This is a genomic window from Mesorhizobium sp. B2-3-11 (genome assembly GCF_006442215.1).
Taxonomy (GTDB): domain Bacteria; phylum Pseudomonadota; class Alphaproteobacteria; order Rhizobiales; family Rhizobiaceae; genus Mesorhizobium; species Mesorhizobium salmacidum.
In genome coordinates, this window is sequence record NZ_VFVS01000023.1 from 36,694 (window position 1) to 58,009 (window position 21,316).

The following is a 21,316-nucleotide window of genomic DNA, read 5'->3' on the forward strand; positions in this document are numbered from 1 at the left end:
CTTAAGGAGCAATCGCGGAAAGAATCCGCTACATATTCGGAGTCGGCTTCGCTTCCGGATTGCTTCACGCCGAAAGTTTTGCGCCGACTAGGAGATCTTCAATCATCGAACTCCTGAATGTGTCGGTCTTTTCCGTCCCGTCGATGTTCATCAGCACAGCGACTGCGTGGCCATGGTCCTTCGTCAGGATAACCATATTGGAAGCGCCGAAATCGCTGCCGGAGTGACCAACAAAGGGTGTCCCGTTGATTTCCTCCTCGATCCAGCCAAGCCCCTGGTAATGAACGATCGCTGGGTCGATCTGGTCGCGCAGCATGGCGGCTACGCCGGCTGGTGACAGGATTTCGTGACTGCCCGTTTCACCCCCGAGCATCGCACGCAGCATCTTTGCAAGATCGTTGACCGAGCAGCGCAACATGCCTGCAGGGACATCTGGATATCCTTCCTGAGGCAGTTGAACGAACGCGCCCTTTTCAAACCTGTAGGGCTGCGAGATCACGTCCGGGGCAAATTGCTTCAGATACCAATGCGCGTTTCGAATGCCGAGCGGCTCGAATATTTGCTTCTCGACATAAGAGGAGAAGCCCTGTTTGCTGAGACACTCAACGACATAACCTGCGAGGGCAACGGCGACGTTGGAATAGGACCACCTCTTGCCAGGTTTTGCCTTGTAGTACGATTTCCCCGGCGAGTAGGTGTGCCCGCCTTTCACAAGATAGTCGCGAAGGAAGCTGGACAGACTTTGCGTTGGATCTCCCACGACGGAGTAGTCCCCATATCCGTCATCCGAGATGCTGGACGTGTGGGTGATGAGTTGATGCGGCGTGATCGGTATCTTGGGATGGTGGGGGTTTGTAACGGAAAAGTCGATGAACTCGTTCACGTCTTGATGCAGGTCGAGATCCTTGCGCTCAAACAGCTGGACTAGGGCGGAGGCCGTAAACAACTTACTGACCGATGCCAGATGCGTTGGGGTGTCTGCAGTGAACTTCCGTTGTTGGTGAATGTCGGCAAAACCGAAGCCGGCCGAATAGCTGGTTGAGCCGTTTTTCGAAATTATGCCCACGGCGGCTCCTGGAACCTTGGCCGCCGAAATGCGTGCCGGAACTCCGGCTTCGAAGTTGCGGCGCCAGGTCTCGAAGGTCTGGTTCGGCTTTTGATCCGCCAGAACAACCGTCGCCTGTGGTACAAGCAAGCCGGCCAGTCCCATCTTAAGCAGCGAACGCCGGGTTGAGGTCATGATCATTCTCCTTGTCTTGAAGTGTCTGGCAGATTGATTTTTCTGATGGCCGGTCCGCGCATCAATGGCGTCACTGGAGCAATCGCTTGGCGACATGTTCCCGTCAGAAATCACGCTGAATGCTGATCATGCCGCCCAGCGCGTCGCTGGGTTTGGAGGGGTCGCTGCCGAAGACGGTGTAATCGAGTTCGGGCGTTACGGTGAACCTTGGAGCGATCTCGTAGTCAAAGTTGAACGCCAAGGCGTAGGTGCCGGCATCTTCATAGCCCGCTTGGCCATTGAGAGTGAGCTTTGGCAACAGGAACACGGAAAGGCCGCCCCAGGCCGCGTAACTCCCGTTCCACGCTCCAAAGTAATTCGGGATTCCAGGGTTCGATTGATACCCACCCATGGCGAAGACTGAGAAGGTGTCGCCAAGCTTGAGGTCCAGCCGCGCCTTTGCCGCGACTTCCTCAGCCACGGAGTCGTAGCCGATGACCGTGCCAATCGCCCCCCAGTTCCGTTCGAGTTTCAGCCCGCCTACGAGGTGAGGCATATAGCTGTCGATTGCATGCCCTTGATCGCCCTTTTCATCGTCGCCTTCGTCCCCTTGCTCGGCGCCAAGCATCGCTGAAATCCCACCCCCGAGGCTGGCCGTGTAATTCAGCTGATTTGTCTTGCCGCTGGCGTAGGGGATGACATCGTCGTCTAGAACATTGCCGGCCGAATCCAGCCAGCTATCGAATTGCGAGCTGGAGGCGCCGACTTGGATACCACCCAGGCCAATCACCCCCTCAGAAAAGGTGACGCCTTCATTGACGCCGTCAACGATGTTGGATTCCAATTCGAAATATGCGCGCAGCATCCCCTGTTCAGTTTGGGTCCGGACATCACCGTACAGGGTTGCGCTGGTAGATTGGCCCCAGGTTTTTCGGCGCTCACCAGAGGAAGGGTCGGCGCCGGCTGTGATTTCGTACTCGACGGATCCGCCGATCCTAACGCAGGTGGGGCTTTGCGGGAGCTGGACAAACCCCTCCCCCATTGCAGCACAAATACTTACATTTCGAGAGGGATCGTAATCCCTGAGAGATACGGCGTCCGTCGCGTGAACGAGCGGCACTTCGAACAGTAAAGCACTCATCCAGCCAAGAATTTGGCCTTCAAGGATCTGGCCCTGTCTCATCATCTCCCACCTTATTAGTTATGGAATTGATCTATTTCGGCTCGAAGCGCCTCAGTCCAAAAGGCCTTTCGGGCTGCGCTCGAAGCCTTTGCTGGCCCGAAGCAGATTGAGGGTGTATTCTTGGCGTACGTGGCCGGCCACGAGGTCTTCAGCTGCGACTTCTTCGACGCTCTCGCCGTTCCGCATCACCATCAGCCGTTCACACATGTGGTGGATCACACCGAGATCGTGGCTGACCATCAGGAAAGTGAGCTTGCGCTGCTGCCGCACGTCCTGCAGGAGATTCAGCACTTCGGCCTGGACGGAGGCGTCGAGTGCCGAGGTCGGCTCGTCGAGCAGCAGGATCGAGGGCTCGAGGATAAGGGCGCGCGCTATCGCCAAGCGCTGGCGCTGGCCGCCGGACAGCTGATGCGCGTAGCGGAAGCGAAAGCCAGAGCCCAGTCCGACCTCGTCGAGCGCTCGCCGGATCCGCTTCTCGCCATCGCCGATGCCATGGATCGCGAGAGGCTCCTGCAGCAGCCGATCGACTGTCTGGCGCGGATGCAGCGAACCGTACGGATCCTGGAAGACCATCTGCACCTGCCGGTAAAATGCTATGTCGCGGTGATGGCCAAGCGGCCGGCCTTGGACCAGCGCAGTTCCGGATGTGATCGGCGCCAGCCCAGCGATAGCCCTCAGCAGCGTCGACTTGCCAGAGCCAGATTCGCCGACAAGCCCGAATGATCCGCCGGGCTGCACGACAAGGCTCACGCCTTTTAACGCGCGAAACCTGTTGAAGGTGACCTCCAGGTCGGAAATGGTGATGGCTGCGGTCATTGCGCCCACTCCGGCTTACGGTCGAGCACCGGCAGCGGGTGACGGTCGGCGCCGATTTTTGGCATGCAGTTGAGCAGCCCGCGCGTGTAGGGATGCTGGGCCTGGCTCAATTCCGACGCCTTGAGCTGCTCGACGACTTTGCCGGCATACATGACCATGATGCCGGCATAGAACCAGTCGGGCAGAACAAGCTCGATGCCAAGCGGCTTGCCGCGATGGTCGGTCCGCTCCTTCCACTCGTTGATCCAGGAGAAACGGTGCATCCACCGCTCGGTCGCCTGGCGGATCGAGGTGGCTACCGTGGTCGACTGAAGCCGGTCGAGCGCCGCCTTGAGCAGCAGATATTCCCGGGCTGACGTGCCGCGACCGACAAAGGTCAGGATCTCGTGTGGCGTTGCCGCCATCATACGCGAGGTTCGGAGCCCGTTGTCACGGGCATCGACGATCTGCGAGGCGGCCCAGATCAGGATGTCGGCATCCCAGATCGTCGCCATACCATGCTCGACGGTCGCCTCGACACGAATGGCAATTTCACCCATGCGGAAATCGATCGGTCTGATGCGGCGCGATTTGGCCAGCGAGAAGAATGGCCAGGCCATCAGGTCCTGTGCGTCGCGTAACGCCATCTTGCCGGGCCGAGCATGAAACAGCCCAATCGGCTCCAGGTCTGTCGGTGGTGGCCGCATGCCCGTATCCCTCACCAGGTGTCTCAGCGCGACTTGCCGGCATAGGCGGGCGCTCGGGCTGCATGCGGCTTGGCGGGCGGAACATAGGTGGCGTTGGTATCGCTGGTGGAGGTCCGTGCGCCAAGTTCGATCCAGGCTCGCAGGTCGTCGATGTCGTAGAGCACGCGCCCGCCGACCTTGCGGTATTTGGGACCGGTGCCGTAGGTCCGGTGTTTTTCCAGTGTCCGGGCGCAGAGGCCAACGATAGGTGCGGCCTCCTTGGTCCGAAGATATTTTTGGGGCGCGTCCGCGGGACCCTTCGACATCGCTCGATCTCCATTCGGTTCTGCTGTCGCCCTGGCCTGCCGGGACGCGCGAAACGGACGATGGCCGAATTGAGAAAAAGGGAGGGAGGGCAAAGATCGGGGGACATGTTTTTGCACCCCTGCCAAAAAGATCTCAGCGGTCGGATTTTCGGCTGCGGCTCTGGGGATAGAGGAGAAGGTCGCGATAGCCACCGGCGACCAGGCGGTTGGTCCGCCGCAGGATCGCCCGCACCTTGTGGCGAAGGTGATGATCGCGCCAGTCGCGCGGAGGGATGGGCTCGCGCGAGAGCAGTTCCTCGGCGAGCCGGCGGTACGGAGCCCCCGCGCTTTTTCCATCAAAGGCGCGGAGATTGATAATATGCCTCAGCCTGGTTTGCTGAGGCAGGGAACCGTAGCGGAAGCCGGGCGGTCGACCTTTCAACACGCGCCAGAATTGACGGGCGGCGTCGAGCCGTATTTCGAAGTTATCGTCGAGCGGCAGGACCAGGGCGTTGATGTCGGGCAGTCCACCTGCGTCCCCCGACAAGATATGATGCACTGCCCATGCCGATTGCCAGATTACATGAACTTGCTCGGCCTCGGTCCAACTGTCTGCCGTGCTGAGTTGGGTAAGTCGAATAGCCGGCTGCGAGGATTCAGCGCCAGCTCTCAACCGCGTTGCGCGAAGAACTCGTGGTGAGGCCTCTTCCGTCCAGACGATCTGTTCTGGTGATAGAGACTGGTCACCAACGATCGCGAAATCGCGCGCCCCAACGAGTGGCGAAGTCCAGCGAGCCGATGAGTTCTCCGCGTTCCGGTGCAGCCGAAGCCAGCCGGTCGCATTCGACGGCGAAGTCATCGTTCCGGATCAGATACTCGGCGGCGAATTCGTCGGCTTCGTAGCCGCGCATGTGCTCGTATGCCGCCGGATCGGTCCAATCGCTTCGCGACATGGCAACGCTCCTCATCAGAGGCTCGCGTTCGATCGCAAGCGTCGCGATCAGCTTCCGAGTCGGCAGTTCGTTTGGGTAGTCGGAGAGTCGGCAAACCGGTTTGCTGAATCAGCACAGCTCCAGCTTCGACAGGCTTAGTGTGGTGCTCCGCCAGCCAGGAGATAGCGATAGCCGTTGGTGGTCATCCATCGTGCTCGCGCGAGGTGTGTCTCCCATGCCCGGAATGCCCGCTCCGGCTCCTTCTCGGGATCGATGTGCAAAACAATCCTGGCCACCTCCCGCCAGTCGGCATCCTCGGCTGCCGCATCAAGAAGCCGGATGTAGGTGAGCAACCGCTCCTCGTCGTAGCCGGTCAGGATGGAGGCATCTGGCGCAACGTCGGCGACATCGGGATCGAGCAGAGGTTTAAGCAAGTGCGAACTATCCGCTTCCCAACCATTTTTCAAATCGAGTTCCGACTATAGCGAATAGGAACGATCATTCCTAGAACGATAGTTCCTCTTCTGGTCCGTAGTCAGTCATGGATCTCAAGGAGGTCATGGCGATCAATTTGCGTCGTTTGCGCCATGATCAGGATGTGACGCAGGAGGAACTGGCAGCCCGCTCTGGGCTCAGCATGCGTTACGTCGGTTCGATCGAGCGTGCTCGCGTTTCGGCTAGCGTCACTGTTCTTGGTAGAATCGCAGATGCGCTTCACGTGGACCCGTGCGAACTCATCAGAATCTCAAAAAGGTAAGTCGGCGCCGGGTAGCTCGTGATGGATTGCCGGTGATCGGCCGGACGATGCCCACGCCCAAAATGTGTTCCTAGCTGATATGACAACTGTCGCATTGCGAGCCGGGCAGAGCCCGGCGAGCGGCGGCCATGCTTTGGCCGCGTCGGTCGCCGAGTTTGGCCGATTGGCAACTCAACCGCGCGGCCGGTTGTCCGACCGCGCAGCATCGGATCGGTCAGGCTACCTTTTCGAGCAACGCCTTCGCCTTTCCTTCAAGGTCAAGACGGCTGTCCTGATGGGATTTGGTCCGGGCGTACGCGGTCATCCCCTGCACGAAATCGAAGATGCTTTCGGGCGGCCTGCCTTCCTCCTGCAAGACTGCTTCGATGATCTTGCCGGTTTCAGCCTTGGAGAAACCGCGCTTGCGCAGAAAGCTTTCGCGGTCGTCATCGCTGCGGGCAACGATCTTCTCGCGAGCCGCCCTGATGCCGGAGATGAACGGCGTGGGCGATGAATTGGCGAAACTCGTCAACGCAGGTGCTGCCTCATGCGCAAAACGCTGCGCTGCAAACTTCGAATGCCGGATGCTGATTTCTTCAAAACCTTCGACACCCCAAAGGTTGCGGTTCATGCAGACCGCGCGAAGGTAGAAAGACGCGATGCCGAGGGTCTTCGATCCGACTTCCGAATTCCAGCAATAGAAGCCACGGAAATACAAATCCGGCTCTCCGTTAGGCAACCGTCCCGCCTCGATGGGGTGCGTATCGTCCACCAGAAACAGGAACACGTCTCGGTCGCTGGCGTAAAGCGTGGTGGTGTCCTTGGTGATGTCGACGAAGGGATTGTGCCTCATGGTCGCCCAATCCAGCACGCCCGGCACTTTCCACATTGTGTCACCGGTGCCGTTGCCCGCAATCTTCATGACGGCTGCGACAAGCTCGTGGTCCCAAATACGGCCATAGTCCGGCCCGGTGACGGCGCGAAGCTCGATGCGTCCGTCTTCCGCCTCCAAGGTTTTCACAAGCTCGGCGCGATGGGAAAGCAGGCCGTGCTGCAGGTTGATGCCAGCGAGCGGCGCCGGAAGCTGGCGCATGTAGGTTGCCGGTGCGCCGACAAGGCTGCACAATTGGCCAAAACTCCAATGTGTGGGTGCGATCGGCTGATCCTGTCCGGGCACAATGAGCGAAAGCCTTTCCGCATTTTCCCGGCTGGCCTCAACCTTCACCGCGCGGCTCTCCACAGTGCGGGCCGTGGCGCGATCCGCACGGGCGCGCACGCTGTCGTAGAGCTCGGTCAGCGAAAGATAGCGTTCGTCGTCGGGGCGCGAAAACCATTCCGACGACACGCGCCCGACGCGCTCGCCGCGCGAGATGTCCACGCGAAAGCCGCCGGTAACAGGCTGCTGCTGGCCGTTGTTGGTGCCATTGGTATTCGAGATCATGTTCATTGCTCTCATTCCTTTCCGTCAAAGCCGAAGGCATGTCCCCCGGCATGCCTTCCGGGGGCGCGTGAGCGCGCGGGAGTGATGGGGGCCAGTGCGGTCGCGCGGAGCCGGGCTGCGCCGTCGAGCGAAGCGGATGGAATTGATTGAGAGTTGTGTGATCCGTCAGCCGCTTTGCGAGCCGGCGGCCCTGCTCTGCAACAGACGGCAATGGCGGGGAAGCGAGGGAAAGTCCCCTCGCTTCCCGGAAGGCTGTGGGTGAGGTTCGTCCGTTGCCGATCCCAACAAAGGAAGCGAAGCTTGCCGCCTTGAAATCTCACAATGTGACGGGCAGTGTTGGGAGACTAACGAATTGTTTTCTTGTTTGACGAATAGACCTTTTCGCCAACACGTTTGCCTATCGGATGACCAAGAGGAAAGAGATCCATGACCATTTCAAACGAGCAGCAGGACAAAGCTGATTTCGTCTCCATCGCTGCTGATATCGTCGCCGCTTACGTGGCGAACAACCCGGTGCCGGTCGCGGAACTGCCCAAGCTGATCGGCGACATTCATGCTGCGCTGCGGGGGATCGGAACGCCTGCGGCCGAGCCTGTGGTGAAACTGGAGCCAGCGGTATCGATCCGCAAGTCGGTGACGCCGGACTACATCATCTGCCTGGAGGATGGGAAAAAATTCAAATCGCTGAAGCGACACCTCAGCACCCACTACAATCTCAGCCCTGAGGAATACCGGGTAAAGTGGGGCCTGCCTTCCGATTATCCGATGGTGGCGCCCAACTATGCTGCTGCGCGCTCGGCTATGGCGAAGGCAGCTGGGCTCGGCCGCAAGCCTGCAGAGCCTGCACCGGCGCCCAAAGCAAAACGTGCACCTCGCGCGGCCGCCGCGGCGATCACGCCGGTGGCTGCGAAGTCGCCCGTAAAGAAACCGCGCAAAAGTTCTGCCAAGGGCTAGTCGGCCTCGTCGCATCGCCTATCTCTCGGACGGTGGCGGATCTGAACATGGCGAAGCCCCGTCCAGCAGACGGGGCTTCTCTTTGCTTCGAGCCGATTTCACTCGGCGGCGCGGCGGGACCAGATGAGGGAGAACTCGCCCTCGGTTTCCGTCTCGACCAGGCTCGCATAGATCGGAGCGGGGAAGCTCGGATCATCGAGCTTGACGGAGTGGTAGTCGCGGCCCTCTCGCGAAGTCTTCTTCCAAGCCGCGCCGAACTCGGTGGCGTCGGCGAAGATGCGGTAGTCTGGACCCTTTTCGTTGTCGCCTTCGGCGGGGACGAAATCGACCGCCTTGACGTTGAGGTTGAGGGTCTTGACCGAGCCCTTGAAGCCCTTGGCGGTGCTGGTGAACATGCCGATCGTAGCCATTGTGGGGGTTCCTTCCATTTGATCGGGCCGCGCCCATCGCGACCTCGATGGAGGTCTTGAGACCGGAGACGATCGGCCTGCACCCACCGGGCTGGAACGAAGTGGAAGGCGGGAAGCGATGGCTTTTTTGTTTCGCGATGCAAAGCCGGCCTTTGGGCCGGCGGCGGAAAAAAGTTAGCGCTGGACGTTGCAGGAAGACGATCGAGGCGAAGCCGGTCTTCGGTCAGACCCAATCCATTCGAGGACGCAGTGGGCGTGGCCGCCGCATATGAGGAGGAAGCGCCGCAATGGGCACGTGTCGCGCTTCTCATCCGGACCGCACACGCTCCTTGGCCGATCTGAACCTACCTCGTCTTTGCCGGCAAGACGGCGATTGCCCTCGCCCCTGGAGGATGAAAACCAAGGCTAGACACCAGCCTTGGCGGTTCCTCCGTCAGTCACGGCATGAAGAGCAGACACGGCATCCCTGAGGGTCAGACGATCCCAGCTTCGAACCTCTCAACAACCCAAGGGACTCATCCGAATTTCGCAATGCGGGCATAGTCGAGATCAGCAACACGGCGAATACGCGTCAAGCTGAACCGATGGACTGTCGTGCCATTCGCCTCAAGCAGACACAGACATGTGGTGGACGAGGCATCGCCATGAGAGGAGCTGCCATACCTTGCTCTGTCCCCTATGTCGTGCAGTCGAGGTCCCAGGCCACGCTGAACAGCGTGGCCGGAAAATTGAGCAGAACCCGGAGCCGCCTTGCGGCTCCGGGTTCTGCCATTCATTCGGCGCCGACGTCGAAGCCCCCAGCTGCCTCGCTCGCACCGCCGCCTTCGGCAGAGGCCGCATTTGCATCGACCAAGGATACTTGGTCCGCTGCGGAAGGCTCGTCCGCCATAGCGTCCACGGCTTCGATATTCAGCGGATCGCCAGCCGTCGCCGCCTTCAAAGTCGGGCTTCGCCGCTTGACGCGTCGAGTCATCAGCGTAAGCTTAGTTCGTAACTAAGCTATATATTCCATAAAAATGGAACCCGGAGGAGAACGGATGAAGCGCTTATTGCAAGTCGTCGCCTCGCTCGCCGCATTGTTGCCGGCGCTGGCCTGGGCTGAACCGCAGAAGGGAGGCGTGATCGACGTTGCCACGATCGGCGAACCGCCGACGCTCGATCCGATGGCATCGACCGCCGATCTGGTCGGCATCATCACCCAGCACATCTACGAGACGCTCTACACTTTCGACAGCAAATGGGGCATCACGCCCCTTCTGGCCGCCGACATGCCAAAGATTTCGCCTGATGGCCTGACCTACACGATCGCGCTCAGAACCGGCGTGAAGTTTCACGACGGTTCCGACATGAATTCGGCCGACGTCCTGGCCTCGTTGAACCGATGGATGAAGGTGGCGACACGCGGCAAGCAGGCGGCGGAAGTCATCAGCGCCATCGACGCGGTCGACGACGACACGGTCAAGATCACGCTGAAGAAACCCTATGCGCCGCTGCTGTCGCTGCTCTCGCTGAACAACGCCGCCGCGATCATCATCCCCTCCGAAAACGCCGGCGAGGATCCGCTGACCAAGTTCATCGGAACCGGGCCTTATATGCTCAAGGAGCGCAAGCCCGACCAGTTCATCCAGCTCACCCGCTTCGACGGCTACAAGTCGCGCGGCGGGGAACCGAACGGCTATGGCGGGGCAAGGAAGCAATATCTGGACGAGATCCGCTTCGTGCCGGTGCCCGATGCCAACACGCGCGTCGAGGGCGCCGTCGCCGGCCAGTTCGCCTATGTCGATTCACTTCCGGTTGAATCCTACGACAAGGTTTCCGCCGGCAAGACCAAGCCGCTTATCCTGAAGCCGTTCGGCTGGCCGGTGTTCGTGATGAACACCAAACAGGGGCTGAATTCCGACATCCGTATCCGCAGGGCGATCCAGGCCGCGCTGGCCCCAAGCGATATGCTGCTTGCTGCCTTCGGTTCCAAAGACTTCTTTGCCGTCGACGGCGCCATGTACCCGGAGGGCTTCATCTGGCACTCGGACGTCGGCACCGAGGCCTACAAGCCCGACGGCGACACCGAGAAAGCCGCCGCACTGCTCAAGGACGCCGGTTACGACGGCAAGCCACTGCGCATCCTGACCAGCCGCCAGTATGAATTCCACTACAAGATGGCGCAGGTGGCTCAGGCCTATCTGGAACAGGCCGGCTTCAAGGTCGAACTCGACGTCGTCGAATGGGCGACGCTGACGAAGAACCGCACGGATCCGGCGCTATGGGACATTTACATCACCCACAGCCCGTTCCTGGCCGAGCCGTCGCTCAACGGCTTCATGTCGGATAACACGCCGGGCTGGTGGTCGAGCGAAGCCAAGCACAAGGTGCTCGACGCCTTCAACTCCGAGAGCGACCCGGCCAAGCGCGCCAAGCTCTATGAGGATGTGCAGAAGGTGATCTACGACGAAGCGCCGATCTACAAGGTCGGCGACTTCAACGCGCTCGCCGCCGAAGCGCCGAACCTCAAGGGCGTCACGCCGGCACCCTGGCCCTATTTCTGGAACGCCTACCTCGACGGCAAATAGGCCCAACCCCTGCCTTTCCCGCTATGCTTGCGGGAAAGGCAACCTGGCATGATCCGGGCGGGGCCGCGATCAGGCCGCCCGCCAGGACAGGAGATATCAACACATATGCTGCGCTCGGTTCTCAACAGGCTTCTCGGCATGATCGTGGTGATGGCCCTGGTCGCCACCATCGTCTTCGTCATCGTGCGGGTGACGCCGGGCGACCCGGCCGCTGTCATGCTCGGCCCCGACGCCACCGCCGCCGACATCGCGGCACTTCGTTCCAGACTCGGGCTCGACGGCTCGATCCCCGAGCAGTTCTGGCGCTACGTCGTCGGTGTCGTGCAGGGCGATTTCGGCCAGTCGATCTTCCTCAACGAACCGGTCACCGCGGCACTTGCGCAGCGCGCCGAACCGACCTTCTTTCTCACCGTCTTCTCGCTGCTGATCGCCACCGTGATCGCGCTGCCCGTCGGCATCCTTTCTGCCTATAGGCGCGGCTCGCTGTTCGACCAGGCGGCAACGACCATCGCCATGTTCGCGGCCAGCGTGCCGAGCTTCTGGCTCGGCCTGCTGTTCATCCAGTTCTTCGCCGTCAGGCTCGGCTGGTTCGACACGTCGGGCTATGGCGGTCCCGGCGCCTCCTTTGGTGACCGCATCGCTCATCTGGTGCTGCCGGCGCTGGCGCTGGGGCTGGTCAGCTCGGCCCTGATCACGCGTTTCACCCGCGCCTCGATGCTGGACGTCCTCAGTGACGACTATGTGCGCACCGCCCGCTCCAAGGGCATGCGCGAATGGCGCGTGGTGCTGAAACACGCGCTGAAGAACGCGCTGATCCCCATCCTCACGGTGATCGGCTTGACGGCGGCGCTGCTGATTTCCGGCGCCGTCGTCACCGAGACCGTGTTCGGCCTGCCGGGGGTCGGCAGCCTGGTCGTCTCGGCGGTGCTGCGGCGCGACTATCCGGTCATCCAGGGCGCGCTGCTGGTCATCGCCGGGCTCTATGTGCTGGTCAATTTCGTCATTGACATGCTCTATATCCTCATCGATCCGCGGGTGCGCTACTGATGGCCGCGATCGCCACCCCGCTGCAGCAGGAGCCGAACCTTTTCTCGCAGCTGCTCGGCCGCCCGACGGCGGCGGCCGGGCTGGCTGTTCTGGTCATCATCGCCGTGATGGCGATCCTGGCGCCCGTGATCGCACCCTATTCGCCGACAAAACTTTCGATCGCCGCGCGGCTGCATGCGCCTGATCTCCAGCATCTGTTCGGCACCGACGATCTCGGCCGCGACGTGTTCACGCGCATGCTCTATGCCGCCCGCACCTCGCTCTCGGTCGGCTTCGCAGTGGTCGTCTTCTCCGGTGTGGTCGGCATTGTGCTCGGCTTGACGGCCGGCTTCTTCCGCAAACTCGACACGCCGGTCTCGCGGCTGATCGACGCCATGATGGCTTTTCCCGACATCCTGCTCGCCATTGCCCTGGTGGCGGCACTCGGCGCCACGCCAATCAACGTCGTCGTGGCGCTTGGCATCGTCTATGCACCGAGGCTGGCCCGCGTCGTGCGGGCCTCGACGCTGGTGATCCGCGAACTGCCCTATGTCGAGGCGGCACGCGCGCTCGGCGTGCCGACGCCGGTCATCCTAGTGCGTCACGTGCTGCGCAACGTCACCTCGCCCATCCTGGTGCAGGGCACCTTCATCTTCGCCAACACCATCCTGGCCGAAGCCGGCCTGTCGTTCCTCGGCGTCGGCATCTCTCCCGATATCCCGACCTGGGGCACCATGATTGCGGTCGGCCGCCAGTACATGGACCAGGCCGGCTGGATCATGATGTTCCCGGGCGCTGCCATCGTCATCACCGTGCTGGCGCTGCAACTGGTCGGCGACGGCCTGCGCGACCTTCTCGATCCCCGTCTGGCAAAGGACATCTGATGTTCGGCAACAATTTTCACGCGGCCAAACAGCCATTGCTGATTAAGGGCGCCAGGCCGGTCGCCTTCGGCGATCGTTTCGGTCCCGCCATCGACGCGCTTGTCGACAAGGATGGTCGCATCGCGGAGATCGGCTCGAGGATCGCCGTCGGCGACGACGTCAAGGTGGTGGAGGCGAACGGCGCCTTCCTGTCGCCGGGCTGGACGGACCTGCATGTCCATGTCTGGTATGGCGGCACCGACATTTCGATCCGGCCGCAACAATGCGGGGCGGCGCGCGGCGTCACCTCCATGGTCGATGCCGGTTCCGCCGGGGAGGCCAATTTCCACGGCTTTCGCGAGTTCGTCATCGAGCCCGCACAGGAGAACGTCTATGCCTTCCTCAACATCGGCTCGATCGGCCTCGTCGCCTGCAACCGGGTGAGCGAGCTGATCGACATGCGTTCGATCGACATCGATCGCACCATCGCCACCATCGAGGCCAATCGCGACGTCATCGTGGGCTTGAAGGTGCGGGCAAGCCACGTCATCACCGGCGGTTGGGACCTGACGCCGGTCAGGCTGGCCAAGAAGCTGGGCCGCATCGTCAAGCTGCCTGTCATGGTGCATGTCGGCGAGCCGCCGCCGCTCTATGACGACATTCTCGGGCTGCTGACCGAGGGCGACATCGTCACCCATTGCTTCAACGGCAAGGCCGGCGGTTCGATCCTCGAAGATGACGATCTCTACCGCCTGGCCGAGGACGCGGCCGCTCGCGGCGTCGTGCTCGACGTCGGCCATGGCGGCGCATCCTTCTCCTTCGATGTCGCCAAGGCGGCGCTGGAACGCGGCCTGCCGCCGAAGACAATTTCCACCGATCTGCACAACCGCTCGCTCGACGGTTCCGTCTGGGACATGGCGACGACCATGTCGAAACTGCTGTCGCTGGGCATGGCGTTCGAGGACGTAGTGACGGCATCGACTGTGGCACCACGCCGGGCCATCCGACTGCCAGCCGACAGCTTGCTGGAAAAGGGCAAGCCGGCGGAATTCACATTGTTCGAACTGGTCGATGCCGAACTGACGGTGAAAGACTCCCAGGGTGCGACGAGCGTGCTCAACCAGTTGTTCGAACCGCGCTACGCGATCCTGGGAGCGAATGCGATAGAAGCCCACCGGCACGTGCCATCGGCGCATGCCGGCGACGGCGCTTGTCCTCATTGCGGATGGAAAGCTTGAGCGAGGCGCTGGCCCAGAACACGATCCTGTCGGTCCAGGACCTCAAGGCCTGGTTCGTGACCCGGCGCGTCACCGCCAAGGCGGTCGACGGCGTCACCTTCGACCTGAAGCGCGGCGAGACGCTGGCCGTGGTCGGCGAATCCGGTTCGGGAAAATCGGTCACCAGCCTGTCGATCATGGGGCTGCTGTCGAAGCCGGGCCGTATTGCCGGCGGCAAAATCCTGTTTCGCAACCGGGCCGGCAAAGTCGACGATCTCGCAGGCTTCACGGCGAAGGATTTCCGCCGCATCCGCGGCAAGGAGGTCGCGATGATCTTCCAGGAGCCGATGACCAGCCTCAACCCGCTCTATAGCGTCGGCGACCAGATCGGCGAGATGATCGCGCTGCATGAACCGGTCGGCCGGCAGGAAGCGCGCAAGCGGGCGCTGGAGATGCTGCGGCATGTGGAAATTCCCGATGCCGCATCGCGTCTCGATGATTATCCGCACCAGATGTCAGGAGGCATGCGCCAGCGCGTGATGATCGCGATGGCGCTTGCCTGCAATCCTTCGCTGCTGATCGCCGATGAGCCGACGACGGCGCTCGACGTGACGATCCAGGCTCAAATTCTTGATCTCTTGCGACGGCTGCAGCAGCAGATCGGGATGTCGATCCTGTTCATCACTCACAATCTCGGTGTGGTCGCCGAGATCGCGCACAATGTCGTGGTCATGTATGCCGGCCGCGTCGTCGAGCAGGCGCCCGTCAACGATCTGTTCGCGCATCAGCGCCATCCCTATACGCGCGGCCTGCTTGCCTGCACTCCCAATGCAGCGCGCGACGTCGATGCGGCCGGCGAGCGCAAAATACTCTACTCCATCCCCGGCAGCGTGCCGGCGATCACCGCCCTGCCGCCCGGCTGCGCCTTCGAGCCGCGCTGCGACTACGCAATCGCCCCGTGCCGGGCCGCCCCGCCACCGTTGATGCCGGCGGGCTCGGCAGGGTTCTCCCGCTGCATCCGGAGCGCCGAACTATGATTGCCGACGCTGAAACCAACGACACGACACAAGCAGCCCCCCTGCTCAGCGTCCAGGCACTGACGAAGCGGTTTCCCGCGCGCAACGGCCGTGTGGTGCACGCCGTGGAGGACGTCAGTTTCGAGGTCAAGCGCGGCTCGACGGTCGGTCTGGTCGGTGAATCCGGATCCGGCAAGACCACGGCCGGTCGCGCCATTTTGCGTCTGATCGAGCCGACCAGCGGCAAAGCCCTGTTCAATGGCGTCGATCTCTTCTCGCTGTCGGCACGCGAGATGCGCGCTTATCGGCAAAAGCTGCAGATCGTCTTTCAAGACCCTTTCTCCAGCCTCAATCCGCGCCTGCGTGTCAGCGCGATACTCGGCGAAGCTCTCGACGCACGCGGCTATTTGCGTGGCAAGGCGCGGCAGGACCGCATTGCCGAGCTTCTTGCCCTTGTCGGCCTCTCATCCGATCATGCCTCTCGCTACCCGCATGAATTTTCAGGTGGCCAGCGTCAACGGATCGGCATTGCCCGGGCACTTGCGGTGGAACCAGAATTCATTGTTGCCGACGAGCCGGTTTCGGCGCTTGACGTCTCAGTGCAGGCGCAAGTGCTCAACCTGATTGGCGATCTGCAAAAGCGGCTTGGCCTGACGCTGCTGTTCATCGCGCATGACCTGTCGGTGGTTGAATATTTGTGCGACGAAGTCGTCGTCATGTATCTCGGCCGGGTGATGGAGCGTGGGCCAAGCAGGCTGGTCTATGCGGCGCCACGGCATCCCTACACCAGGGCGTTACTGGCAACCGCACCGGTGCCGGATCCAACGCGCATGCGCGTTCGGGTCCCGCTCTTGGGCGATATTCCCAGCCCGATTGATCCGCCATCAGGCTGTGTCTTTCGCACTCGCTGTCCGGAAGCGATCGAAGCCTGCGCCGCGGTCATCCCGCCGGTTTCGCCTATCGGCGGCGGACATCATGTGGCCTGCATTCGCCACGACCAAAGAAATGACTGACTGGAGCTCGCTTACATGACTTTTTCCGAGCCGATGAAGCGATCGGAAAACTCGCCCAATGACCGACTGAAGGCGCTGGGCATCACCCTGCCCCAGGCACCACCTCCAATCGCCAATTTTGTCACCCACGTTCAGGAAGGCAAGCTTCTATTCCTGTCCGGTCAGGGGCCGATCGAGGCTGACGGCATGCAGCACACCGGCAAGGTCGGCGGCAACGTGACGGTGGAGCAGGCCTATGCACATGCACGGCTGACCGGCATTAACCTGCTTGCCGTGATGCGATCCGCGCTTCACGACTTGAGCCGTGTGCGGCGTGTGGTGAAACTGCTCGGCATGGTCAATGCCGTGCCCGATTTCGCCGACCATCCTGCCGTCATCAATGGCTGCTCGGATCTGTTCATCGACGTCTTCGGTCCGGCCGGAATTCACGCACGCTCGGCCGTCGGGCACGGTTCGCTGCCTGGCCAAATCACCGTCGAGATCGAGGCCATCATCGCCATCGATTGACTTCCCACTAAGGAGCACCACCGCCATGCCGATTGAGGAAATTCGTCGCCGCCTTGGCTTGAGACCGGTCATCAATGTTTCCGGCACGATGACTGGGCTCGGCGCCTCCATCGTGGTGCCGGATGCCGTCGAAGCAGTGGCGGCGATCCTGACCGAATTCGTCGAAATGGGTGACTTACAACGTTGCGCCAGCACCGTTATCGCCGATCTGACCGGCGCCGAAGCCGGCTTTGTCACGGCGTCCTGCTCGGCGGCGATCAGCCTGGCGGTGGCAGCCTGCATGACCGGACCTGATCTGGTCGCGATCGAACGACTGCCCGACACGGCCGGGCTGAAGGACGAGGTGGTCATCCAGTCCGGCCATATGGTGAGCTACGGCGCGCCCATCGAGCAGGCGATCCGCATTGCCGGAGCCAAGGTCGTGCCGGTCGGGCAGGCGACAAGTGCCGCGGCCTATCAACTCGCCGGCGCTCTTACCGAAAACACTGCGGCAGCCGTCTACGTCGTGTCACACCACGTGGTGGGCTACGCGCAAATCCCCTTGAAGATTTTCGCCGAAGTGGCCCATGCGCGCAACGTACCGGTGATCGTCGATGCGGCGTCGGAATACGACCTGGAGGGCTTCCTGGCCGATGGAGCCGACCTGGTTCTTTATTCCGGTCACAAGTTTCTCGGCGGCCCGACCTCGGGCATCGTTGCCGGATCCAAGGCAAGGGTGCGCGACGTCTATCTGCAAAATCGCGGCATTGGCCGCGGCATGAAGGTGGGCAAGGAAGGCATCGTCGGCGCTGTGGCGGCACTTCAGGCATGGAAAACACGTGACCATGACGGCATCCGCGCCCGCGAACGCAAGGCGCTCGACTGCTGGGTCGAGGCACTCGATGGCCGACCGGGTATAATCGCCGAGATCGCCCCGGATCCGACCAAAAATCCGCTCGATCGCCTGAAAGTTTCGGTCAACCCTGCTGAAGCCCGCATTGCCGCCTGGGATCTGGCCGACCGCCTGGCTGCCGGGGACCCTCCGGTCATCGTGCGCGACCATGAGGTCGAGCACGGCTATTTCTTCCTCGACCCCTGCAATCTGCATCCGGGTGAGGAGCTTGTCGTGGCAAAGCGGCTGGCCGTGGGACTGGATCAGGCGCGCAAGTCGAACGTGATGGCCGCCACGTCCTTTGAGGAGCGCCTGCGCGCACGGGAAGCGGCAATCCTGAAATGGCCGGATTGATATATCAGGTATCGCAAACAGCCATCCCGTTCTACACTCGCCTTGAGAAAGATGTCCGAACCAATGACCAGAATAGTGGCCCAAATCGAAGCGGCGCCAATTGCGGCGCCTGAGCCGCGCCGCTCGCGCACCAGCGGCATCGACCGGGCGCTGCAGATCCTCGATTGTCTGCAGAAGGTGGAGCGACCGGCGACCGCCTACGAGATCGCCCGCGACATAGGCGCGCCGCTGTCGACCATCTATGTGATCGTTGAGGACCTTGTGGAGAAGGAGTTGCTCGACCGGCAGGACGGCCTCCTGTGGCTCGGGCCTCGCCTCTACCACTATGGTTTGACCTATGCGCGCACCCTTGATCTGCTCAACGTCGCGAACCAGGAGATGCACGAGCTCGCCCAGAGCTCGGGCGAGACCATCCAGATTTGCGGGCGCGATGGCGATCACATGGTGGTGCTCGCCATGAAGGAGGGCAAGGACCACTTCCAGGTGACCTCGCGCGTAGGCACTCGCAGCCCCCTTAACTGGACCGCCTCGGGCCGCATGCTGGTCGGCCACTTGCCGGAAGAGGAACGCCGCGCCATTTTTGCGCGCTCCGCAACGGCTTCCCCGACCGGCCGAGCCGAAACGGATGACAAGGTGCTGGCGAGCACGGCCGCCGCGGCGCTCGAACAACGCCTCTCGATTCAGGCCGGTGAATCCGACTTCTCTGTGGCCTGCATCGCCGCCCCCATATGCGACGGCGAGGGGGCTTGCAGGGCGACGATCTCTATCGTGGTTCCCGATATCAAGCTGAAACAGAAGAACCCGGATCTGGTCCATCTGGTCAAAGCTAGCGCCAGGCGCATCGAATCCCGGTTAGGCTGGCGCAGTGTAAGGTGACCAACAACGGCGACCGATCGGCATTCCACGCGCGTCCGTCATTGCTGGCAACCGCGCCTCGACCTGGACTAAGTACTCGACCGCGGCGCCCCAGAGGAGCAGCACGTTGATGCCCGAATAGTGCCGGCCCGTGGCGGCGTTCCTCGGCATGGCGAGCGGCGCCTTCGCCGCCGCCGTTCCCCAGGGTTGCACCCAGGGCACGCGACCGGCCTCCAGGTCGGCGATGATCTTGTCGGTGATATCGTCATAGAGCCTCGCCCGGTCGGTGCCGGCGCGAGGCTTGGCGGTGATGTCTGGACATCGGAGCTCTCCGCGACGGGCGCCGGAGGCCTCTCCTCCAGCTCTCAACCCGTCAGGCAAATTCGGTCCGCACTCTAGGGGCATTGCGCGGTCTCCCCGCTAGATAAGGGTCGGCCGAGATCTTGGATCGGCCGCAGGGGAAGGCCTTCCCCCGCGAAACTGAAGAGGAGCAAATGCGTAAGTCAGGATTTCAGAACCGTGTGGAGATCGGCGACCGACGGGGGTAGCGCGCCTTATCAACAGATTCTGCGGCTGGAGCCTGAAGCGGTTATTGAACATCGGTGCCTCGACATACTCGTTGGAAATCGCAGCTCGTTCCTAGTCGGGCCATCGGAGATTCCCAGCCGGCGAGTTCTCTGGGCTGCCTTTTACATCAGCGGTTGAGCTAGGCCTGTCGATAAGCGAAACTAGTCGATCGGCGACAATCTGTTCCTCGCCGGGATGCAGATTGCACGGGTCTAGGAAGAAAATGCCGAGTTCGGCTTGGTGAGCTCGCACCATTATCGGGGGCGAGCACGACGCCAGCGCTATCGCTAGGCCCGCGGCCGAGTATCCGCTGGCGGGTTTCACCCCGATTTCCAAGCGGTCGAGAGGATTGCCCGTGGGATCCGGCACCAGACGGGCTTCAATCCCTCTTAATTCTTTGAAAGACGCCAGCCACAGTTCGAGCACCGCGCGCTCGCGGGCTCTGATTGCCTCATGGTCTCGTACGGCCCACGCCTCAAGTGCCGCCATGACCCCAGCAATGCTCTCCTTTCCGACCTTCATGCCCCGACCCACTCCGTGATTTTGGAGATAGGCAGCACGTATCAGGTCCGTCCTCCCTGCAACCACACCAGTGGTGGGGCCACCGAGGAACTTGTGACCCGAGTAGATGACGGCATCTGCGCCCTGGGCAAGGAAATACCGCAAGTCGTACTCGGATGCTGCGTCCACGATCACCGGAACACTTTTGGCGTGGCAGATGGCGGCAAAGTCGGCGAGCGCGAGCATACCGTAGGCGATGGTCGAATGGGCCACCACGTAGATGCCTGCTGCGGTATGTTCGTTGATGGCCTCCTCCACCTGGTAAGGTTGAGTGGAGCTTACGGCCCCGGCCAGTACCGGCTTGCCGCCGCACAGGCGTATGGCTTGATCAATGGAATTGCCGTAGCCAACCACGTGCCCCCACTGCACGATGACTTCAGTTCGTAGGCCTGCGGTGTCGAGGGGCAAACGTTCGATGGCAAGCAATCGCTGACCCGTCATTGCTCCGGCGACTGTCATGACGATGCCGGCGGCCGCCGAAGCGGTGACAAAGCCGCACTCGGCGCCTGTAAGGCGGGCAATCACGTCGCTCGCCTTCCGCTGCAGATCGTCGATTTCTACAAATTCCGGAGCAATCTCAGCCATGGCCTGGATCGCTTCCGGCACCATGATGGAGGCGCCCAATGCAGTCATCGTGCCCGACACATTTATGATTGGCCGCAGCCCCAGCCGCTCCCGGATCGACAGCCGCTCGTTGATATCCGACAGCATCACTCGTGGCCCCTTCTAATGGCGTAATTCGAAAATCGCTTCGATCTCGACTGTAATGTTGTTCGGCAACGAGGCCACGCCAACAGCGGATCGGGCGTGATGACCGTTATCTCCAAAGACCGCAATAAAGAGATCCGAGCAGCCGTTGACCACAGCGGGATGCTCCGTAAAATCGGAGTCTGCGTTTACAAATCCTTGCAGTTTGACAACACGCCCGACCCGACCAAGATCGCCCAGAGCGTCCGCAAGAACAGACAGGATATTGAGACCGACAAGATGAGCATGCTGGTATGCATCTTGCGTCAGTACATCACGACCGAGGCCATCGACCTCGCGAGGGCCCTGCCCCGATACATAGACTAGCTTTCCAATCCGAATGACATTGCGGAAATTTCCGATCGGCGTCGGCACCGGCAGGAGATCCAAACCGAGCGCTCTTAGCTGCTCCAGATAGGACATCAGCATGCCCCGTGAATCTCGGCCATGTGCGATAGACCGTTGGAACATCCGACGAGATCAAGGCGGCC

22 protein-coding genes and 2 pseudogenes are annotated in these 21,316 nt (G+C 61.6%); 11 read left to right on the forward strand and 13 right to left on the reverse strand.

The features are described 5' to 3' along the window. Positions 1–64 precede the first annotated feature (64 nt). From FJ960_RS25630 to FJ960_RS25660, 8 genes and pseudogenes are all read right to left on the reverse strand, one after another. Complete coding sequence (locus FJ960_RS25630) at positions 65–1,240, reverse strand: serine hydrolase domain-containing protein (RefSeq protein WP_140717742.1); 1,176 nt, start codon at positions 1,238–1,240, stop codon at positions 65–67. 103 nt (positions 1,241–1,343) lie between these two features. Next, positions 1,344–2,402, reverse strand: coding sequence for a porin (locus FJ960_RS25635; protein WP_181174318.1), 1,059 nt, complete (start codon positions 2,400–2,402; stop codon positions 1,344–1,346). A 51-nt stretch (positions 2,403–2,453) separates the two neighbouring features. After that, positions 2,454–3,218, reverse strand: a complete 765-nt coding sequence (locus FJ960_RS25640) for an ABC transporter ATP-binding protein (RefSeq protein WP_140717746.1) — start codon at positions 3,216–3,218, stop codon at positions 2,454–2,456. 161 nt (positions 3,219–3,379) lie between these two features. Continuing rightward, a pseudogene (locus tag FJ960_RS25645) lies at positions 3,380–3,904 on the reverse strand (replication initiator protein A); the annotation flags it as partial. 23 nt (positions 3,905–3,927) lie between these two features. Then, positions 3,928–4,209, reverse strand: a complete 282-nt coding sequence (locus FJ960_RS25650; protein WP_140717750.1) for a helix-turn-helix domain-containing protein — start codon at positions 4,207–4,209, stop codon at positions 3,928–3,930. A gap of 133 nt (positions 4,210–4,342) precedes the next feature. After that, complete coding sequence (locus FJ960_RS29610; RefSeq protein WP_181174319.1) at positions 4,343–4,735, reverse strand: DUF2285 domain-containing protein; 393 nt, start codon at positions 4,733–4,735, stop codon at positions 4,343–4,345. A gap of 196 nt (positions 4,736–4,931) precedes the next feature. Then, positions 4,932–5,141 carry a DUF6499 domain-containing protein gene (locus tag FJ960_RS29615; RefSeq protein WP_181174320.1) on the reverse strand — a complete coding sequence of 70 codons (210 nt, stop codon included), beginning with the start codon at positions 5,139–5,141 and terminating at the stop codon, positions 4,932–4,934. Between the two features lie 134 nt (positions 5,142–5,275). Next, positions 5,276–5,554 carry a DUF2285 domain-containing protein gene (locus FJ960_RS25660; protein ID WP_140717754.1) on the reverse strand — a complete coding sequence of 93 codons (279 nt, stop codon included), beginning with the start codon at positions 5,552–5,554 and terminating at the stop codon, positions 5,276–5,278. A gap of 107 nt (positions 5,555–5,661) precedes the next feature. Here FJ960_RS25660 and FJ960_RS25665 point away from each other — a divergent pair, with 107 nt between their 5' ends. After that, positions 5,662–5,877, forward strand: a complete 216-nt coding sequence (locus FJ960_RS25665; protein WP_140717756.1) for a helix-turn-helix transcriptional regulator — start codon at positions 5,662–5,664, stop codon at positions 5,875–5,877. A gap of 214 nt (positions 5,878–6,091) precedes the next feature. Here the strand turns inward: FJ960_RS25665 and FJ960_RS25670 are convergent, their stop codons facing one another. After that, positions 6,092–7,303, reverse strand: coding sequence for a DUF932 domain-containing protein (locus FJ960_RS25670; RefSeq protein ID WP_140717758.1), 1,212 nt, complete (start codon positions 7,301–7,303; stop codon positions 6,092–6,094). A gap of 420 nt (positions 7,304–7,723) precedes the next feature. Here FJ960_RS25670 and FJ960_RS25675 point away from each other — a divergent pair, with 420 nt between their 5' ends. Next, positions 7,724–8,251, forward strand: coding sequence for a MucR family transcriptional regulator (locus tag FJ960_RS25675; RefSeq protein WP_140717760.1), 528 nt, complete (start codon positions 7,724–7,726; stop codon positions 8,249–8,251). 98 nt (positions 8,252–8,349) lie between these two features. Here the strand turns inward: FJ960_RS25675 and FJ960_RS25680 are convergent, their stop codons facing one another. After that, entirely contained in the window at positions 8,350–8,661 is a 312-nt protein-coding gene (locus tag FJ960_RS25680; protein ID WP_140717762.1) for a DUF736 domain-containing protein, read from the reverse strand. Between the two features lie 1,037 nt (positions 8,662–9,698). On the opposite strand from FJ960_RS25680, the gene FJ960_RS25690 reads away from it, so the two are divergent. The 9 genes from FJ960_RS25690 (at position 9,699) to FJ960_RS25730 (ending at position 18,971) form a co-directional block, all read left to right on the forward strand. Beyond that, positions 9,699–11,228 carry an ABC transporter substrate-binding protein gene (locus FJ960_RS25690; protein ID WP_140717764.1) on the forward strand — a complete coding sequence of 510 codons (1,530 nt, stop codon included), beginning with the start codon at positions 9,699–9,701 and terminating at the stop codon, positions 11,226–11,228. Positions 11,229–11,333: 105 nt separating this feature from the next. Beyond that, complete coding sequence (locus FJ960_RS25695) at positions 11,334–12,275, forward strand: ABC transporter permease (RefSeq protein WP_181174321.1); 942 nt, start codon at positions 11,334–11,336, stop codon at positions 12,273–12,275. After that, on the forward strand, positions 12,275–13,138 hold the full coding sequence (locus FJ960_RS25700; RefSeq protein WP_140717766.1) for an ABC transporter permease: 864 nt from the start codon (positions 12,275–12,277) through the stop codon (positions 13,136–13,138). The genes FJ960_RS25695 and FJ960_RS25700 overlap by 1 nt, the downstream gene beginning before the upstream one ends. Then, positions 13,138–14,355: an amidohydrolase/deacetylase family metallohydrolase gene (locus FJ960_RS25705; protein ID WP_140717767.1), complete on the forward strand. Its 1,218-nt coding sequence runs from the start codon at positions 13,138–13,140 to the stop codon at positions 14,353–14,355. Before FJ960_RS25700 ends, FJ960_RS25705 begins: the two co-directional genes overlap by 1 nt. 8 nt (positions 14,356–14,363) lie before the next feature. After that, positions 14,364–15,371 carry an ABC transporter ATP-binding protein gene (locus FJ960_RS25710; protein ID WP_210242192.1) on the forward strand — a complete coding sequence of 336 codons (1,008 nt, stop codon included), beginning with the start codon at positions 14,364–14,366 and terminating at the stop codon, positions 15,369–15,371. Continuing rightward, positions 15,368–16,363: an oligopeptide/dipeptide ABC transporter ATP-binding protein gene (locus FJ960_RS25715; RefSeq protein WP_140717769.1), complete on the forward strand. Its 996-nt coding sequence runs from the start codon at positions 15,368–15,370 to the stop codon at positions 16,361–16,363. Before FJ960_RS25710 ends, FJ960_RS25715 begins: the two co-directional genes overlap by 4 nt. A 15-nt stretch (positions 16,364–16,378) precedes the next feature. Next, positions 16,379–16,870, forward strand: coding sequence for a RidA family protein (locus FJ960_RS25720; RefSeq protein ID WP_140717771.1), 492 nt, complete (start codon positions 16,379–16,381; stop codon positions 16,868–16,870). A 25-nt stretch (positions 16,871–16,895) separates the two neighbouring features. Continuing rightward, a complete protein-coding gene (locus tag FJ960_RS25725; protein ID WP_140717773.1) occupies positions 16,896–18,095 on the forward strand; it encodes an aminotransferase class V-fold PLP-dependent enzyme in 1,200 nt (399 codons plus the stop codon). 75 nt (positions 18,096–18,170) lie between these two features. Beyond that, positions 18,171–18,971 (forward strand): IclR family transcriptional regulator, encoded by an 801-nt coding sequence (locus tag FJ960_RS25730; protein ID WP_246672953.1) that lies wholly within the window; start codon positions 18,171–18,173, stop codon positions 18,969–18,971. A 72-nt stretch (positions 18,972–19,043) separates the two neighbouring features. On the opposite strand, the pseudogene FJ960_RS25735 reads toward FJ960_RS25730, so the two are convergent. The 3 genes and pseudogenes from FJ960_RS25735 to FJ960_RS25745 form a co-directional block, all read right to left on the reverse strand. Continuing rightward, positions 19,044–19,262, reverse strand: a pseudogene (locus FJ960_RS25735) (ArdC-like ssDNA-binding domain-containing protein); the annotation flags it as partial. Positions 19,263–19,589: 327 nt separating this feature from the next. Further along, positions 19,590–20,789, reverse strand: a complete 1,200-nt coding sequence (locus FJ960_RS25740; protein WP_140717776.1) for an aminotransferase class V-fold PLP-dependent enzyme — start codon at positions 20,787–20,789, stop codon at positions 19,590–19,592. A gap of 15 nt (positions 20,790–20,804) precedes the next feature. After that, positions 20,805–21,248 carry a RidA family protein gene (locus FJ960_RS25745; RefSeq protein ID WP_140717779.1) on the reverse strand — a complete coding sequence of 148 codons (444 nt, stop codon included), beginning with the start codon at positions 21,246–21,248 and terminating at the stop codon, positions 20,805–20,807. Positions 21,249–21,316: the final 68 nt, after the last annotated feature.

Excerpts from the sequence above, each read along its gene's own strand:
- FJ960_RS25680 (WP_140717762.1), bottom strand. The coding sequence starts at position 8,661 with ATGGCTACGATCGGCATGTTCACCAGCACCGCCAAGGGCTTCAAGGGC.
- FJ960_RS25670 (WP_140717758.1), bottom strand. The coding sequence starts at position 7,303 with ATGAACATGATCTCGAATACCAATGGCACCAACAACGGCCAGCAGCAG.
- FJ960_RS25745 (WP_140717779.1), bottom strand. The coding sequence starts at position 21,248 with ATGTCCTATCTGGAGCAGCTAAGAGCGCTCGGTTTGGATCTCCTGCCG.
- FJ960_RS25665 (WP_140717756.1), top strand. The coding sequence starts at position 5,662 with ATGGATCTCAAGGAGGTCATGGCGATCAATTTGCGTCGTTTGCGCCAT.
- FJ960_RS25705 (WP_140717767.1), top strand. The coding sequence starts at position 13,138 with ATGTTCGGCAACAATTTTCACGCGGCCAAACAGCCATTGCTGATTAAG.
- FJ960_RS25690 (WP_140717764.1), top strand. The coding sequence starts at position 9,699 with ATGAAGCGCTTATTGCAAGTCGTCGCCTCGCTCGCCGCATTGTTGCCG.
- FJ960_RS25715 (WP_140717769.1), top strand. The coding sequence starts at position 15,368 with ATGATTGCCGACGCTGAAACCAACGACACGACACAAGCAGCCCCCCTG.
- FJ960_RS25740 (WP_140717776.1), bottom strand. The coding sequence starts at position 20,789 with ATGCTGTCGGATATCAACGAGCGGCTGTCGATCCGGGAGCGGCTGGGG.
- FJ960_RS25700 (WP_140717766.1), top strand. The coding sequence starts at position 12,275 with ATGGCCGCGATCGCCACCCCGCTGCAGCAGGAGCCGAACCTTTTCTCG.
- FJ960_RS25640 (WP_140717746.1), bottom strand. The coding sequence starts at position 3,218 with ATGACCGCAGCCATCACCATTTCCGACCTGGAGGTCACCTTCAACAGG.
- FJ960_RS25725 (WP_140717773.1), top strand. The coding sequence starts at position 16,896 with ATGCCGATTGAGGAAATTCGTCGCCGCCTTGGCTTGAGACCGGTCATC.
- FJ960_RS29615 (WP_181174320.1), bottom strand. The coding sequence starts at position 5,141 with ATGTCGCGAAGCGATTGGACCGATCCGGCGGCATACGAGCACATGCGC.
- FJ960_RS25675 (WP_140717760.1), top strand. The coding sequence starts at position 7,724 with ATGACCATTTCAAACGAGCAGCAGGACAAAGCTGATTTCGTCTCCATC.
- FJ960_RS25650 (WP_140717750.1), bottom strand. The coding sequence starts at position 4,209 with ATGTCGAAGGGTCCCGCGGACGCGCCCCAAAAATATCTTCGGACCAAG.
- FJ960_RS25695 (WP_181174321.1), top strand. The coding sequence starts at position 11,334 with ATGCTGCGCTCGGTTCTCAACAGGCTTCTCGGCATGATCGTGGTGATG.
- FJ960_RS25630 (WP_140717742.1), bottom strand. The coding sequence starts at position 1,240 with ATGACCTCAACCCGGCGTTCGCTGCTTAAGATGGGACTGGCCGGCTTG.
- FJ960_RS25720 (WP_140717771.1), top strand. The coding sequence starts at position 16,379 with ATGACTTTTTCCGAGCCGATGAAGCGATCGGAAAACTCGCCCAATGAC.
- FJ960_RS25635 (WP_181174318.1), bottom strand. The coding sequence starts at position 2,402 with ATGAGACAGGGCCAGATCCTTGAAGGCCAAATTCTTGGCTGGATGAGT.